The organism is Helicobacter pylori (genome assembly GCF_030062585.1).
Lineage (GTDB): Bacteria > Campylobacterota > Campylobacteria > Campylobacterales > Helicobacteraceae > Helicobacter > Helicobacter pylori_CN.
Genome location: NZ_CP071935.1, coordinates 182,604 through 198,486, shown reverse-complemented (window position 1 = coordinate 198,486; position 15,883 = coordinate 182,604). Strand labels below are relative to the sequence as shown.

General features: G+C 39.8%; 15 protein-coding genes and 1 pseudogene. 9 read left to right on the top strand and 7 right to left on the bottom strand.

The genetic code is table 11. The features are described 5' to 3' along the window. The first annotated feature begins 62 nt into the window (after positions 1–62). From rplT to J5F42_RS00940, 4 genes are all read left to right on the top strand, one after another. Positions 63–413, top strand: a complete 351-nt coding sequence (rplT, locus tag J5F42_RS00955; protein WP_001264164.1) for a 50S ribosomal protein L20 — start codon at positions 63–65, stop codon at positions 411–413. 200 nt (positions 414–613) lie between these two features. After that, positions 614–1,474 carry an outer membrane protein gene (locus J5F42_RS00950; protein ID WP_000750185.1) on the top strand — a complete coding sequence of 287 codons (861 nt, stop codon included), beginning with the start codon at positions 614–616 and terminating at the stop codon, positions 1,472–1,474. A 353-nt stretch (positions 1,475–1,827) separates the two neighbouring features. Then, entirely contained in the window at positions 1,828–2,262 is a 435-nt protein-coding gene (locus J5F42_RS00945; RefSeq protein WP_143408023.1) for a DUF1104 domain-containing protein, read from the top strand. Positions 2,263–2,424: 162 nt separating this feature from the next. Continuing rightward, positions 2,425–2,586 carry a hypothetical protein gene (locus J5F42_RS00940; protein ID WP_164500626.1) on the top strand — a complete coding sequence of 54 codons (162 nt, stop codon included), beginning with the start codon at positions 2,425–2,427 and terminating at the stop codon, positions 2,584–2,586. Here J5F42_RS00940 and J5F42_RS07950 read toward each other — a convergent pair. Further along, positions 2,566–2,759: pseudogene (locus J5F42_RS07950) on the bottom strand (hypothetical protein). The gene J5F42_RS00940 and the pseudogene J5F42_RS07950 overlap by 21 nt on opposite strands. Here J5F42_RS07950 and J5F42_RS00935 point away from each other — a divergent pair. Beyond that, the gene (locus J5F42_RS00935; RefSeq protein WP_097699479.1) at positions 2,683–3,543 is read left to right on the top strand and encodes a hypothetical protein; all 861 of its coding nucleotides are present in this window, start codon (positions 2,683–2,685) and stop codon (positions 3,541–3,543) included. The pseudogene J5F42_RS07950 and the gene J5F42_RS00935 overlap by 77 nt on opposite strands. 643 nt (positions 3,544–4,186) lie before the next feature. Here J5F42_RS00935 and J5F42_RS00930 read toward each other — a convergent pair. Beyond that, positions 4,187–5,554, bottom strand: a complete 1,368-nt coding sequence (locus J5F42_RS00930) for an L-serine ammonia-lyase (protein ID WP_097699480.1) — start codon at positions 5,552–5,554, stop codon at positions 4,187–4,189. Continuing rightward, a complete protein-coding gene (locus tag J5F42_RS00925; protein WP_078265000.1) occupies positions 5,554–6,795 on the bottom strand; it encodes a serine/threonine transporter in 1,242 nt (413 codons plus the stop codon). Before J5F42_RS00925 ends, J5F42_RS00930 begins: the two co-directional genes overlap by 1 nt. A 180-nt stretch (positions 6,796–6,975) precedes the next feature. On the opposite strand from J5F42_RS00925, the gene J5F42_RS00920 reads away from it, so the two are divergent. Further along, complete coding sequence (locus J5F42_RS00920; RefSeq protein WP_283491391.1) at positions 6,976–8,325, top strand: class II 3-deoxy-7-phosphoheptulonate synthase; 1,350 nt, start codon at positions 6,976–6,978, stop codon at positions 8,323–8,325. A gap of 292 nt (positions 8,326–8,617) precedes the next feature. Beyond that, on the top strand, positions 8,618–8,752 hold the full coding sequence (locus J5F42_RS00915; RefSeq protein ID WP_001222810.1) for an HP0135 family lipoprotein: 135 nt from the start codon (positions 8,618–8,620) through the stop codon (positions 8,750–8,752). A gap of 230 nt (positions 8,753–8,982) precedes the next feature. Here J5F42_RS00915 and J5F42_RS00910 read toward each other — a convergent pair whose 3' ends face one another. From J5F42_RS00910 to J5F42_RS00895, 4 genes are read right to left on the bottom strand one after another with little or no spacing between them, the layout of a single operon-like run. Next, positions 8,983–9,441 (bottom strand): peroxiredoxin, encoded by a 459-nt coding sequence (locus tag J5F42_RS00910; protein ID WP_000412952.1) that lies wholly within the window; start codon positions 9,439–9,441, stop codon positions 8,983–8,985. Positions 9,442–9,450: 9 nt separating this feature from the next. Further along, positions 9,451–10,086 carry a LutC/YkgG family protein gene (locus J5F42_RS00905; RefSeq protein WP_097717479.1) on the bottom strand — a complete coding sequence of 212 codons (636 nt, stop codon included), beginning with the start codon at positions 10,084–10,086 and terminating at the stop codon, positions 9,451–9,453. Next, positions 10,079–11,524 carry a LutB/LldF family L-lactate oxidation iron-sulfur protein gene (locus tag J5F42_RS00900; RefSeq protein WP_097712256.1) on the bottom strand — a complete coding sequence of 482 codons (1,446 nt, stop codon included), beginning with the start codon at positions 11,522–11,524 and terminating at the stop codon, positions 10,079–10,081. Before J5F42_RS00900 ends, J5F42_RS00905 begins: the two co-directional genes overlap by 8 nt. 29 nt (positions 11,525–11,553) lie before the next feature. Continuing rightward, positions 11,554–12,282 carry a (Fe-S)-binding protein gene (locus tag J5F42_RS00895; RefSeq protein WP_000867254.1) on the bottom strand — a complete coding sequence of 243 codons (729 nt, stop codon included), beginning with the start codon at positions 12,280–12,282 and terminating at the stop codon, positions 11,554–11,556. 219 nt (positions 12,283–12,501) lie between these two features. Here J5F42_RS00895 and J5F42_RS00890 point away from each other — a divergent pair, with 219 nt between their 5' ends. Beyond that, positions 12,502–14,151: an L-lactate permease gene (locus tag J5F42_RS00890; RefSeq protein WP_283491390.1), complete on the top strand. Its 1,650-nt coding sequence runs from the start codon at positions 12,502–12,504 to the stop codon at positions 14,149–14,151. Positions 14,152–14,206: 55 nt separating this feature from the next. Further along, the gene (locus J5F42_RS00885) at positions 14,207–15,862 is read left to right on the top strand and encodes an L-lactate permease (protein WP_283491389.1); all 1,656 of its coding nucleotides are present in this window, start codon (positions 14,207–14,209) and stop codon (positions 15,860–15,862) included. Positions 15,863–15,883 lie beyond the last annotated feature (21 nt).

Below are 15,883 nucleotides of genomic sequence, written 5' to 3'. Positions count from 1 at the left end.
TATTTAAGGGAAAGTCGTTTGAAAAACGCACCTAAAAATATTTTAAAAAGAAAGGTAAAGAAATGAGAGTTAAAACAGGCGTTGTGCGCAGAAGACGCCATAAAAAAGTCTTAAAACTCGCTAGAGGGTTTTATAGTGGCAGAAGAAAGCATTTTAGAAAGGCTAAAGAACAGCTTGAAAGGAGCATGTATTATGCCTTTAGGGATCGCAAACAAAAGAAAAGAGAGTTCAGGAGTTTGTGGGTGGTAAGGATCAATGCGGCTTGCAGGATGCACAATACAAGTTATTCGTGCTTCATGCATGCTTTAAAAGTGGCTAACATTGAATTAGACCGCAAGGTTTTAGCAGACATGGCGATGAACGACATGCAAGCCTTTAAGAGCGTGTTAGAGAGCGTGAAAGAGCATCTTTAACCTCTATTGGCTGTTAAGGTTTTAGTTTTAGCCTAAAAAAGGTGAGAGGATTTAGGAATTTTTACTAAAAAGTTCCTAAAATTGATTTTTGTTTCAATTTATTCTCATTCAATCGCTATATTTAATCAAAAAGAAAGCAATTTTATAGTAGAATGTAGCATTTAGAACTCAAATAGAGAAAATGTAGAAGGAAGGAATACATGAAGAAATCTGTTATAGTAGGTGCTATCTCTCTAGCAATGACAAGCTTGTTGTCAGCAGAGACCCCTAAGCAAGAAAAAGCTATTAAGACTAGCCCTACCAAAAAAGGTGAAAGAAATGCTGCTTTTATAGGGATTGATTACCAGTTAGGTATGCTCAGCACTACCGCTCAAAATTGTTCCCATGGGAATTGTAATGGTAATCAAAGTGGGGCTTATGGCTCTAATACGCCTAACATGCCCACAGCGTCAAACCCCACAGGAGGGCTTACCCATGGCGCTCTAGGGACTCGTGGGTATAAGGGCTTAAGCAACCAACAATACGCTATCAATGGTTTTGGGTTTGTTGTAGGGTATAAGCATTTTTTTAAGAAATCCCCGCAATTTGGAATGCGTTATTACGGATTCTTTGATTTTGCAAGCTCTTATTATAAGTATTACACTTATAATGATTATGGCATGAGAGACGCTCGCAAGGGTTCTCAAAGTTTCATGTTTGGCTATGGGGCTGGCACAGATGTGTTGTTTAACCCGGCTATTTTCAATCGTGAGAACTTGCATTTTGGGTTTTTCTTAGGCGTTGCGATTGGTGGCACCTCTTGGGGTCCAACAAACTATTATTTCAAGGACTTGGCTGATGAATACAGAGGGAGTTTCCACCCTTCAAATTTCCAGGTCTTAGTGAATGGAGGGATTCGTTTAGGCACGAAACACCAAGGTTTTGAAATTGGCTTGAAAATCCAAACCATCCGCAACAATTACTACACCGCTAGTGCGGATAATGTGCCTGAAGGGACTACTTATAGATTCACCTTTCACCGCCCCTATGCCTTTTATTGGCGTTACATTGTAAGCTTTTAAGGTGTTTTAGGGTTAATCTTATGGGGGCATAGAAAAGGGCTTTTGCTCTTTATAGCCTTTTATGATTTTCTTGTATCAAAGGCTTTAAAAAATCAATACGGCTACTTGCTAAAAATTAAAGCACAATCCTTACAAGCAATTGAACTTACCAACAACAGCACACAAACAATTCTTTGAAAAATCAAAAATAAATTGATTATTTTTGAAAATAATGATAGGGAATATAGGTTAGCTGTTTTAATGGAGTGCTGATCATAAAATCTAAAAATCAATTGGCTATTAAAGCACTATAAGTTATCTTTAATCAATCAGATGATAGAATTCATTTTTTATTTTTGAATTGGGAGCATTTGATGAAAAAATTGGCGTTTTCTTTATTATTTACAGGGACTTTTTTTGGGCTTTTTTTGAATGCGAGTGATTTTAAGAGCATGAATGATAAGCAACTATTGGAGCAAGCAGGGAAAGTCGCTCCTAGCGAAGTTCCAGAGTTTCGCGCAGAAATCAATAAGCGATTAGCGGTGATGAAAGAAGAAGATCGTAAAAATTATAAAGCGGATTTTAAGAAAGCGATGGATAAGAATTTAGCTTCTTTAAGCCAAGAAGATCGCAACAAGCGTAAAAAAGAAATTCTTGAAGCGATTGCTAACAAAAAGAAAACAATGACCATGAAAGAATATCGTGAAGAGGGGCTAGATTTGCATGATTGTGCATGTGAAGGCCCTTTTCATGATCATGAAAAAAAGGGAAAAAAAGGGAAAAAAAGGGAAAAAACCAAGCCATCATAAGCATTAGCGCTTAGGGTGTGCTAATTTTTTTTGATTTTTGTAAAACCACGCCATAAGCCCCTAGCTTTTGGCTGTGGGGATTAGGGCGTTTTCGTGTTATAATTGTCATGGCGTTTGGGCATTGACTCTTAAAATAGAGGCTATCTATCTGGTGGGTGGGCTTTGCTACTCTTAAAACCCTTTAGCTGTGAAGGGCATGCCAATTTTTTAGAGTTAAAGTTTTTGGAGTGTTTGTATTTTTTGGATATTTATAGTATCATACCCAATAGTAAAGACCCTTTGAAAGTCTGTATTTTAAGACAGTTAAAACAGCTTGAATTCTAGGTGGTTTTTTATCAATAGAAGAAAATTTCAAAAGGGAGCTTTTATGAAGAACAGTATCTATTTTTGTTGCGGTTATATATTGATTAGGAGTTTGGTGTGAAACGGATTTTATTTTTTTTAGCGGCTACGACTTTTTTGTTGAGAGCAGAAACGGATTCTGCCACTATTAACACTACAGTTGATCCCAATGTTATGTTTTCTGAAAGCTCCACAGGGAATGTGAAAAAAGACCGCAAGAGGGTTTTAAAGAGCATGGTTAATTTGGAAAAAGAGCGCGTGAAGAATTTTAACCAGTATTCTGAAACCAAGATGAGTAAGGGCGACTTATCCGCTTTTGGAGCTTTCTTTAAGGGGAGTTTGGAAAGTTGTGTGGATCAAAAGATTTGTTATTATGAGCATAAAGATGGCAAGGTTTCTTTTGTGGTGAATGACAGGGAGAAATTTTATAAACATGTGCTTAAAGACTTAGGGACAGAGCTTTCACTCCCTTTGTTCAACTGGCTTTACAAAGGCTCGGATTTTGGGGCTTTGCATGAGCAGTTTGGGGATATGTATGATGGGTATATCAAATACTTGATCAGCATGGTTAGAGTAAGCCAAAAAGAAAAGGCTAGAAAACTGGATGCAGTCACTCTTAAAAAAATGGAAGATCAAGCTGAGAAAGACACTAAAGCAGCGTTTCAAAAGAGGAGCAGTGGGGAGCTTCAAAACCATACTGATAGCCCTGAATTTATAAGCTCTTCTAAGAGAACACAGAACGCTTCTAATTCGGATCTAGATTCTACGACTAATGCTAACGCACTCAAAGAAACAGCTTCAAAAGAGCCAGAGACTTCTTCAAAAAAAGAGAAAAAACCTAAGAAAAAACGCCGCCTTTCAAAGAAAGAAAAACAACAACAAGCCTTGCAACAAGAGTTTGAAAAGCAAATTAGCGACTCTAGTAAGTCTGAAAAATAGTAAAATAGCCCTAGCTTACCTTTTTGAGTAGGGGGCTTTCTTTAAATAAGTCTCTTAAGTGCTTCTTTTCTAGGCTTTATAGCTCTCTATCGCTAAGCTCTGTGTCCTATTGGTTAGGACTATCTCTTTTAAAAACCACCGCTTTTTTGAAGTTTTTAAACTTTTCAGCTCTTTTTACGCTTAATGATTAGCTCTTTTGTTACGCAAAAATCTTTGAAACATAATGACGGATAGAGCCATGATAAAATAACCTTAAGATATTCCAATGCATTTTACATAAAAGCATGTGAAAATTTTTGGTTTTATTTTAGTGGGGTATTGGTAATCAAATTGATGCTTTTGAGTATTTTTCATATTTAAAAAAAGCTTGCAAAAAGCGAGTGATAGTTTCTCATGACGCGCTTTTATAGGGTTATGGGGAGTTTTGGGGGGTTAGGGGAATGATTTCAAAAGGCCTCCTATCCCCTTATGAGCTTGAATAAACTTTTTACTATAAAATGGAATCCAAAACGATGGAATAACGCTTTAAAACCCTATGTTTAAAAATTTTTGAAGGATATTAAAGTTGGATAAGATTTATTTGCATTTGATAAAAACAAAGCCTTTTTTAGGAAATAAAACCCCTAAAGATTAGAGCTATCTTTTAGCATTTTAAGGTTTTGGCTAACCCCCCTAACGAAGTCTCTTTGTATTTTTCATTCATGTCTTTTCCGGTCGCATACATCGTAGCGATCACTTCATCTAGGCTCACTTTAGGCTTGTATTCATCTTCTAAAGCCAGTTTAGAAGCGCTGATCGCTTTAATCGCTCCTAAAACATTGCGTTCAATGCAAGGGATTTGCACCAAGCCCCCCACCGGATCGCATGTCAATCCTAAATGGTGTTCCATAGCGATTTCGCTAGCGATTAAAACCTGTTGCGTGGTCGCTTGGCACAAATGGGCTAACCCCCCCGCAGCCATAGAGCTTGCCACACCAATTTCAGCCTGACACCCCGCTTCTGCGCCGCTCAAGGAAGCGTTTTTTTTGTAAAGATAGCCAATCGCCGCGCTAGTGAGTAAAAAATCATTGATGGCCTTTTGCGATAAATTTTCAAACAAATGGTTTTTAGCGTATAAAAGCACGCTTGGCACCACCGCGCACGCTCCATTAGTGGGGGCGGTTACCACCTTTCCTCCGCTGGCGTTTTCTTCAGCAATGGCGCGAGCGTAAAGCGAAATGTAATCAATCAACGCTAAGGGGTCTTTCCCGCTTGTGGGGTGTTTTTCTAAACGCGTTTTAATGCTTGGGGCTAATCGTGTTACTCTCAAAGAACCAGGCAGATACTTTTCTTTAGAATTAGCCCCATTATCATAACACTCAAGCATCGCATGATAAATTTTAACCATCATTGCATCAGGGTGGTTTTTCAGGGCGTCTTCTCTCAAACGCACGATTCCAGCGATGCTTTTTTGGTGTTTTTGGCACAACTCTAGCAATTCCTTAGCGCTTGAAAAATCATAGGCAATGCTTTCATTTTCACTCTCTTTAGACAGGTTGTCTAATTCTTTTTCAGTATAGACAAACCCTCCGCCAACAGAATAATAAGTCTCTTCTTTTAAAACCTCATTTTTAGCGTTAAAAGCTTTTAGAATGAGAGCGTTTTGGTGTCTGGCTAAAGGTTTGTTGTCAAAAATCAAATCTTTAGCATAATCAAATTGAATGTTGCGTTGGTTAGCGAGTTTTAAAACTTTGTTTTCAAACACCTCATGCAATAAGGCTTTTTTGGTTGTTACCTCCAATTCGTTAGCATAAATGCCATGCAAGCCAATTAAAACCGCCTCATCGCTCAAATGCCCTTTACCGGTTAAAGCTAATGAGCCATGCAAGGTGATTTGAACATGTTCAACCTGCTCTAAAATGCCTTTTAACAACCCGCAAAATCTCGCCCCCGCTTCCATAGGCCCTATGGTGTGTGAAGAGCTAGGCCCCACGCCGATTTTAAAAATGGATAAAATAGAAAAACTAGCCATTAAAATAGTCCTAAAAACACGCTCAAAGCCGTTAAGCTCCCAAAGACAAACACAAAAATATCCACTTTGAAGTTTCTAAAACGCTTCAAACTAGAAACGCTATAAAAAGCTATCATGGGCATCACAAACAGAATGAGCGCGATAATGGGGCCGCCTAAATTTTCAATAAAATCCAAGATATTGGGGTTAATATAAGCCACAAGCGTGATAGTCAGCCATAAAAAAATCGTTACGCTAACACTCAAGGTTTTAGAAGCTTTTTTCAATTTTAAACTTTGAATGATAATGCCTTCTAAACCCTCTTTAGCCCCATAATAATGCCCAAAAAAAGATGAAAAGATCGCTAAAAAAGCCACCACAGGCCCCGCATAATTGATTAAAGGGTTGTTTAAAGTGTTAGCGAAATAGCTTAAAATAGGGATGTTTTGTTCCCTTGCTTTCACAAAATCATCAGCATTCAAGCACATGACGCATGAAAACACAAAAAACATCACAAACCCTAAAAGCATCAGCGATGTCCCTAATTCAATTTGATTGAGTTTATACTCTTTGAAAGCGCCGTATTCTTTTCCCACATTTTGAGTGAAGGTTGAAATAATGGGGCTATGGTTGAACGAAAACACAAGCACCGGTAAGGTTAGCCAAATGGCTAACACAAATTCTTTAAAGCTCGGCACCACAAAAAGATTAGCGCCTTGCCAATAAGGGATAAGATACAAAGAAAAAAGCAATAAAATCAAGCATAAAGGATACACTAAAGCGTTACAAATGCGTGTTACAATCGTAGCGTTAAAAACCATCACCAACATCATTAAAGAGACTAACGCTACAGCCAGTAAGCCCCGATGAAAAGGCGCTAAATGCAACTGGTTAGTGAAAAAATGATCAAACACGTTAGTGATACCCACCCCATAAGCCAAGCAAATAGGATAAATCGCCAAGAAATAAAGCAAAGTGATAAGAAAACCCCATTGAGCGCCAAAATGGGAGCGAACGACCATGGTAATGTCTTCTTGATCTTTAGATCCTATGAAATAAGCTAAGGCTCTATGCCCTAGATAAGTTAAAGGGAAGATGATCGCGCTCATCACCACAATAGCCCATATCCCATGCCCACCGGCTCTAATAGGCAAAAATAAAATCCCAGCCCCCACCGCCGTGCCAAATAAGGACGCCATCCAACGCAAATCAAACGCATTGATCTTTTTGAGATCGCTTGAAACCGCTTTTTCTTGTGCCATGCTATTAAACCGCCCTTTTATCGTGTTAAAGAGCTTTCATTGTAGCATAAAGCTTTTTATGATTGGGGTTTTTTGAGATTAAGGGGTGGTTTTGGGAGCGCATTTATTCCCTAAAATCCACGATTTAACCCGCACAAGCTATAATAACGCTTAAAAAAAGATTAATAAAGGATTATAGAAATGTCAAACACAACCTGGTCGCCCACTTCATGGCATTCTTTTAAGATAGAGCAACACCCCACTTATAAAGATAAACAGGAATTAGAAAGGGTCAAAAAAGAATTGCACTCTTACCCTCCCTTAGTGTTTGCTGGCGAAGCGAGGAACTTGCAAGAGCGTTTAGCCCAAGTCATTGACAATAAGGCGTTTTTGTTGCAAGGGGGCGATTGCGCGGAGTCGTTTTCTCAATTTAGCGCTAACCGAATTAGAGACATGTTTAAAGTGATGATGCAAATGGCGATTGTCTTAACTTTTGCTGGCTCTATACCGATCGTGAAAGTGGGGCGCATTGCCGGGCAATTTGCCAAGCCTCGCTCCAATGCGACTGAAATACTGGATGATGAAGAAGTGTTGAGTTACAGAGGGGATATTATCAATGGGATTTCCAAAAAAGAAAGAGAGCCAAAGCCTGAAAGAATGCTTAAAGCTTACCATCAAAGCGTAGCGACTTTAAACCTTATCAGAGCCTTTGCCCAAGGCGGGTTAGCGGATTTGGAGCAAGTGCATCGTTTCAATTTGGATTTTGTCAAAAACAACGACTTTGGGCAAAAATACCAGCAAATCGCTGATCGGATCACGCAAGCTTTAGGGTTTATGCGAGCATGCGGAGTGGAGATAGAAAAAACGCCTATTCTTAGGGAAGTGGAATTTTACACCAGCCACGAAGCGTTACTGCTCCATTATGAAGAGCCGTTGGTGCGTAAGGATAGTTTGACTAACCAGTTTTATGATTGCTCCGCGCACATGCTATGGATTGGCGAAAGGACAAGAGATCCTAAGGGCGCGCATGTGGAGTTTTTAAGGGGGGTTTGTAACCCTATTGGCGTGAAAATCGGGCCTAATGCGAGCGTGAGCGAAGTGTTAGAATTGTGCGATGCTTTAAACCCGCACAACATTAAGGGGCGTTTGAATTTGATCGTGCGCATGGGTTCTAAGATGATTAAAGAGCGTTTGCCTAAACTTTTACAAGGGGTGTTGAAAGAAAAACGCCATATTTTATGGAGCATTGATCCCATGCATGGTAACACGGTCAAAACCAGCTTAGGAGTTAAAACAAGGGCTTTTGATAGCGTGTTAGATGAAGTGAAAAGCTTTTTTGAAATCCATAGGGCTGAAGGGAGTTTGGCTTCAGGGGTTCATTTGGAAATGACAGGTGAGAATGTTACAGAATGTATCGGTGGCTCGCAAGCAATCACCGAAGAGGGTTTGAGCTGCCATTACTATACGCAATGTGATCCAAGATTAAACGCCACTCAAGCCCTAGAGCTCGCTTTTTTAATCGCTGACATGCTTAAAAAACAACGATCTTGATTGAAATCAAGATAATAAGAGGCTTTAGTCAAGCGATCGTTTCTTGTAATGCGTTCTATAGGGGGATTTAGTTGGGGGTTGTAGGGGGGGAGTTATTTCAAAATACCCCAGTTATCCCCTTAAGAGAATGAGTTTTGTGTAAAATAAAGTTTTAAAAATTAAAGGATAATAAGGTTAAATAAGGTTTTGAGTGCCGACATTTGATGAAAACAGAGCCAAATATTAATCTATCTTTAACTCTTTTTCTTTATAATTATCATTAGCATTTTAATATTATTCAAAGGATCTTGAAATGAGAATTTCTTTTTTAGCTATAATTTTAGCGTTATTGTTTGTGGCTTGCCACGAAACTAAAAAACAAATCTTACAAAACGAAGCCGATAGCACCCCTTCAGAAAAAACCATTTGGCAACCTGAACAAAAATAAAAATTGTAAAAATACTCAAAAGCGTTTTTAAAATAACACAATCAAAAAGCTAGCGAGTGGTGGTTTCTTGTGATGCGATCTTAGGGTTGTAAGGGAATGATTTTAAAACATTCCTTATCCCTTATGAGTTTTATTATAAAACTAAAACAAAGTTTAAAAAACAAGTTTTTAAAAATAAGAGAATGGCCAAAAAGCCTAAAATTAAAACGGGCGAAAGCTAGAGAGTTAAACTACAAACTCTCTAAAACCTTTTGAGCATGGCCTTTCGCTTTGACATTGTAGAAGCATTTTTCTAAAACGCCTTGCGTGTTGATAATGAAAGTGGAGCGGATAATCCCCAAATGCTCTTTCCCATAAAGCATGCGTTTGCCATAAGCTTTGTAAAGATTGGCGGCTTTTTTATCTTCATCGCAGAGCAAAATCACATTCAAAGAGCATTGGCTGATAAATTTTTGATGCGATTGAGCGTTATCAGGGCTTACGCCTACGACAACAGCGTTTTTCTTTTCAAATTCACTAAACAGAGCGCTAAAGTCTTTGGCTTCTAAGGTGCATCCGGGGGTGTTGTCTTTAGGGTAGAAATACAGCACCACTTTTTTATGGAGCAAATCTTTTAAAGAAATTTCTACGCCATCGCTGTTTTTCAACCTAAAATCAGGGGCTAATTGCCCTACTTCTAATTTTTCCATTCTTATCCTTTAGTAGAGAATGATAGCGACTTTTTGAGGTCCATGCACCCCAAAAACGGTTTTTAATTCAATATCAGCTGTCCGGCTAGGCCCGCCAATAAGGAGCATGTTCGTGGGCAATACGCCGTTTTGGCCTTGATTTTTTAAAGCTTGCACGCCCTCGCTTAAATTGCGCACAATGGATTCTTTTTTCAATAAGATAATGCAATTAAGGGTGATGAGCGAAAGCAATCGTGGGCTTGCATGCGAAGAAACCGCCCCAATCATGCCCAAGCTTGAAATCCCACAAACCCCATGCAATAAAGCCGTATCAATCTCAAACAACTCTTCACGCATCGCTTCAATTTCTTTATCATAGGGCTGTAAAGTGAAATCCTTAAACGCTTCAAAATTCAAATTTAAATCCGTAGAGTGTAAGACTTTTTTGCTTTGAAAATTTTCTAAAGCCTTTAAGATTGCTTGCTCTAAATTTTCTTTAGCGCTTTCAATGACTTCAGCTTTATTCAACACCTGGAAATGCTTGTATTCTTCCACCAAGTCTTCAAACTCCACTTTAATGATATTTCTATAAACAGGGTTTGCTCCCTGAATGGCGTGCTTGGCTCTGGCTTTTTTAATGCGCTTTAAAATAAGCTCTTTACTCATAAATCACCCCTTCTAAGTGTTGGACTTTGGCATGCAAGCTCGTGTCCATATTGGGTAAGGTCCTAACGCTTGCCCACTCTTTGACTAAAGGCAGTATAGGTGCTAAAAGCTTGCCTAAAGGCGAGAAAAATTGAGCCATTTTCAATTGGAAACGCCACTTAGCCCCATCGCTTGCCATTTTGGCAAACATTTTCATAGAGAATTTTTCCATCCCGCTGTGTTGGGTGCTTTTAGCCCCCTTGACCACGCCCCTGCCCTCGCCCACTTTATCCGATCGTAAATCTCTAATGAGTTCGGCTAAAGGGATTTCTACAGGGCATACTTCAGTGCAACGCCCGCAAAGACTGCACAAATTAGGGATATGCCCGTAATTATTCAAGCCAAAGAGTTGGGGGGATACCACCACGCCTATAGGGCCAGGATAAGTAGAAAGATAGGCATGCCCACCGATTTTATCATACACAGGGCAGTGGTTCAAACAAGTCCCGCAACGAATGCATGAAAGAGCACGGTAATACTTTTCATCAGCCAAAATATTGGAGCGGTTGTTGTCTAATAAAATGATGTGGGCTTCTTTAGGGCCGTCTAAATCGCCCTCTTTTCTGGGGCCTGTGATGATGTTTTGATAACATGTGATAGGCACACCCACCGCACTCGGGGCGAGCAGATTGTTTAAAATCGCTGCATCATCAAAGCTTTCTACTAATTTTTCAATCCCACAAATTGCGACATGCACATCGCATGCGGTGGTGCTCATTCTGCCATTGCCTTCATTTTCCACTAACCAGATCGCTCCCTCATTAGCGATAGCGAAATTAACCCCACTGATCCCCATTTTAAAGCTTTCAAATTCTTTGCGCATGTGTTTTCTGGCGATCGCATTGAGCTTTTCAGGCTCTTCTTCATAAGCGGCGTTGAGTTTTTCTTCAAAAATCTTACCGATTTGCTTGCGGTTTTTATGGATGGCTGGCACGACAATATGCACAGGGTGTTCATTAATGAGTTGGATAATCAATTCGCCCAAATCCGTTTCTTGCGCTTGAATGCCCTTTTCTTTCAAGTAATGGTTCAAGCCAATTTCTTCGCTCGCCATGGATTTTTGTTTTAAAATGCGCTTGATATTCTTTTCTTTAGCGAGGTTGTAAATGATTTCATTAGCTTCATCGCCGTCTTTAGCGTAGTGGATTTTAAAGCCGTTTTTGGTGGCGTTTTTTTCAAACAATTCCAAATATTCATCAAGCCTGGATAAGATTTTAAGCTTGACTTCTTTGCCTAATTCCCTTAAATTTTCCCACTCGCTGTAACGATTTTTAAGGAGATTCTTACGATTAGCCCTTAAGGTATCCATTGCAGAACGCAAATTTTCCCTTAATTGCATATCGCCTAATTGGTCGGTGATGATTTCTTCGTATTCTTGGTCGCTATGATATTTTTCCATTGATTATTCCTTAAAATAATTCTTTAATGTTAAAGCCCAAGCCTTGAGGCTAAAAAGTCATAAAAATGCATGGGTTTTGTCAAAGAGCCCATTTTTTGCATAGCGGTGCTGATATTCATCAAACACCCAGCATCCGCTGAAACAATCACATCCACATGACGGCTCTCTATATCTTTAATCTTTTCTTTAACCATAACCGCTGAAATTTCAGGTTCTTTAACCGAAAAAGTCCCCCCAAACCCGCAGCATTCTTCTTCTTTTTCCAATTCAATGAGTTCCACGTTTTTAAGCTGTCTGATGAGGTTTTTCGCTGAGTCAATCACTTTAGCCACCCTTAAGGCATGGCAATTAGAATGCCATGTGATTTTAAGGGGTTCGCCCTTATCTTCATACTTGACTTGCAATTTTTTATCCAAAAATTCGCTCAATTCATACACCCTAGAGCAAAAATCTTTAACCATGTTGAATTCCGCATGCCCTTCAAACAATTCCAAATAATCGTGCCGCATCATCCCTGTGCATGAACCGCTAGGCAAGATAATAGGGTAGTCGTTATTGGAATAAAGCTTGATATTGTATAAAACGACTTTTTTTGTCTCTTCATAGTATCCTGAGTTATAGCTTGGCTGGCCGCAACATGTCTGGTCTTTTTTAAAAACCACTTCCAAATTTTCCTTACGGAGTAATTTGATAGCGTTAAGCGATGCGTTGCTGTATATGGCTGCTCCTAGACAAGTAGCAAAGAAATTGACTTTCAAAGAAGACTCCTTAAAATTCTAAATTAAGAGTTTCAAACACAATATAATACTCAAAATTAGTAAGATTGTAATCACAAGTTGATAAACCCACTCGCTCAAATGTTGTTACTAAAATAAACCACAAACCCATTAAATTTGACTTAATATTAAATGCTACTTAAAATTAGTTTTTTCTTTTAAGTAAGATAAAGAATACTTTTAATTATTCAAGGAAAATTCATGGAATTTTATCAAGTCTATGACCCATTAGGCCATATTTGGTTGAGCGCTTTAGTCGCACTTTCGCCTATTGCACTCTTTTTTATCTCTCTTATTGTCTTTAAACTTAAGGGGTATAGCGCTGGGTTTTTAAGCTTATTGCTTTCAATCCTTATTGCGTTATTCGTGTATAAAATGCCCGCTCAAATGGTGAGCGCGAGTTTTTTCTATGGTTTTCTTTATGGCTTGTGGCCGATCGCTTGGATTGTGATCGCTGCAATTTTTCTTTACAACCTTTCAGTGAAATCCGGGTATTTTGAGATTTTAAAAGAAAGCATTTTGAGTTTAACGCCGGATCATCGCATTTTAGTGATTTTGATTGGCTTTTGTTTTGGCTCGTTTTTAGAAGGAGCGATCGGTTTTGGAGGCCCGGTAGCGATCACAGCAGCGATTTTAGTCGGCCTTGGGCTAAACCCCTTATACGCTGCTGGGTTGTGCTTAATCGCTAACACCGCTCCTGTAGCCTTTGGCGCGGTGGGCATTCCTATTACGGCGATGGCTAGCGTGGTGGGTATCCCTGAGTTAGAGATTTCTCAAATGGTGGGCAGAGTGTTACCCATTTTTTCCATTGGTATTCCTTTTTTCATCGTGTTTTTAATGGATGGCTTTAGAGGGATTAGAGAGACTTTTCCTGCAGTGGCCGTTACCGGATTTAGTTTCGCTATCGCGCAATTTTTAAGCTCTAATTATCTAGGGCCACAGCTCCCGGATATTATTTCAGCTTTAGTGTCATTGATCGCTACCACTTTGTTTTTAAAATTCTGGCAACCCAAACGCATTTTCACCAGCAATGGCAAAGAGCCTACGATTGGCACAGAAAAACACCATATTTGTAAGGTGATCGTGGCGTGGATGCCTTTTGTGTTGCTCACGATTACGATTATCATATGGACGCAACCCTGGTTTAAAGCGCTCTTTAAAGAAGGCGGGGCTTTGGCGTTTTCTAGCTTTGCGTTTGAATTTGATTCTATCAGTCAAAAGATTTTTAAAACCGCTCCCATTGTTACTGAAGCAAAAAGCTTTCCTGTCGTGTTCAAATTCCCCTTGATTCTAACGACAGGCACTTCCATTTTTTTAGCCGCCATTTTGAGCGTGTTTTTGTTGCGCGTGAAAATCAGCGATGCGATAGGGGTGTTTGGGGCCACTTTAAAAGAAATGCGTTTGCCGATTTTAACCATTGGCGTGGTTTTAGCGTTTGCGTATGTGGCTAATTATAGCGGCATGAGCGCTACGCTCGCTTTAGCGTTAGCAGATACCGGGCATGTTTTCACTTTCTTTTCGCCTATTGTAGGCTGGCTTGGGGTGTTTTTAACCGGAAGCGATACGAGCTCTAATCTTTTATTTGGCTCTTTGCAAATGCTCATCGCCACACAGCTTGGCTTGCCTGAAGTGCTTTTCTTAGCGGCCAACACTTCCGGGGGCGTTGTGGGCAAAATGATAAGCCCTCAAAGTATTGCTATCGCTTGCGCGGCGGTGGGGTTAGTGGGGAAAGAGAGCGAATTGTTCAGATTTACGGTAAAATACTCCGTCGCTTTGGCGATCATTATGGGGATTATTTTCACTCTTATTGCTTATGTCTTCCCCTTTATTATCCCCATCATTCCTAAATAAGGGGGTTTTTAAAGAGATCTAGCGCTAAGAGAATATTTTTAAAAGGGATTTTTTAGTGCTAGAATTTCATCAAATTTATGACCCTTTGGGTAACATTTGGCTGAGCGCTCTTGTGGCCTTATTGCCGATTTTATTATTTTTCTTATCTTTAATGATTTTTAAGCTCAAAGGTTATACAGCGGCCTTTTTGAGCGTGGCCTTATCAGCCATTATTGCGGTTTTAGTGTATAAAATGCCTGTTAGCATGGTGGGTTCAAGCTTCCTTTATGGCTTCCTTTATGGCTTATGGCCGATCGCTTGGATCATCATTGCAGCGATTTTTTTATACAAACTCAGCGTTAAATCCGGCTATTTTGAAATCTTAAAAGAAAGCGTTCAGTCCATCACTTTAGATCACCGCATTTTAGTGATTTTGATTGGCTTTTGTTTTGGCTCGTTTTTAGAAGGTGCAATCGGCTTTGGAGGGCCTATTGCCATTACCGCAGCGATTTTAGTGGGATTAGGGTTAAGCCCTTTATACGCTGCTGGGTTATGCCTAATCGCTAATACTGCTCCTGTGGCCTTTGGTGCAGTGGGTATCCCTATAAGCGCGATGGCGAGCGCGGTAGGGGTGCCAGCGATTTTAATTTCAGCCATGACGGGTAAAATCCTCTTTTTTGTGAGCTTGTTAGTGCCGTTTTTTATTGTGTTTTTAATGGATGGCTTTAAGGGGATTAAAGAGACTTTTCCGGCCGTTTTTATTGCGGCTTTTTCTTTCGCTGGCGCGCAATTTTTAAGCTCTAATTATTTAGGGCCAGAATTGCCTGGTATTATTTCAGCCCTTGTTTCACTGGTTGCAACGGCACTCTTTTTGAAATTTTGGCAGCCTAAAGTCATTTTTAGAAGCGACGGCAAAGCGGTCTCATTCACTAAAACTAACCATCATATCTGTAAAATCTATGTCGCTTGGTCTCCTTTTGTGATTTTGGTTTTAGTGATTGTGTTATGGATACAGCCTTTTTTTAAAGCCTTGTTTGAAAAAGACGGCTTGTTAGCTTTTTCTAATTTTTATTTTGAGTTCAATAACATCAGCAACCACATCTTTAAAAGCCCGCCTTTTGTAGAAGCCAATCAAAGCGTGAGTTTTCCGGTGGTGTTTAAATTTCTCTTAATCAACACCGTAGGCACTTCCATTTTTTTAGCCGCTCTTGTTAGCATGCTCGTTTTAAGGGTGCGAGTGAGCGATGCAGTGAGCGTTTTTGGCGAGACTTTAAAAGAAATGCGCTACCCCATTCTCACTATTGGTTTAGTCTTAAGCTTTGCCTATGTGTCTAATTACAGCGGGATTTCTTCCACTCTAGCCTTAGCACTCACCCATACGGGTTTGGCTTTTACTTTTTTCTCGCCCTTGATCGGATGGGTTGGCGTGTTTTTAACCGGAAGCGATACGAGTTCTAATCTTTTATTTGGCTCTTTACAGCAACTCACCGCCCAACGATTGCACCTCCCTGAGATTTTAACCCTAACGGCTAATACCGTGGGTGGCACTTTGGGCAAGATGATAAGCCCTCAAAGCATCGCTATCGCTTGCGCGGCGGTGGGGTTAGCCGGGAAAGAGAGCGATTTGTTCAAATTCACCGTTAAATACTCCCTTATTTTTGTAGCGATCATGGGAGTCGTGATCAGCGCGATTGCGTATTTGATCCCTGAAGTGGTGCCTGCGATAAAGTAGGGCCATTTTAGATTTGGCAGG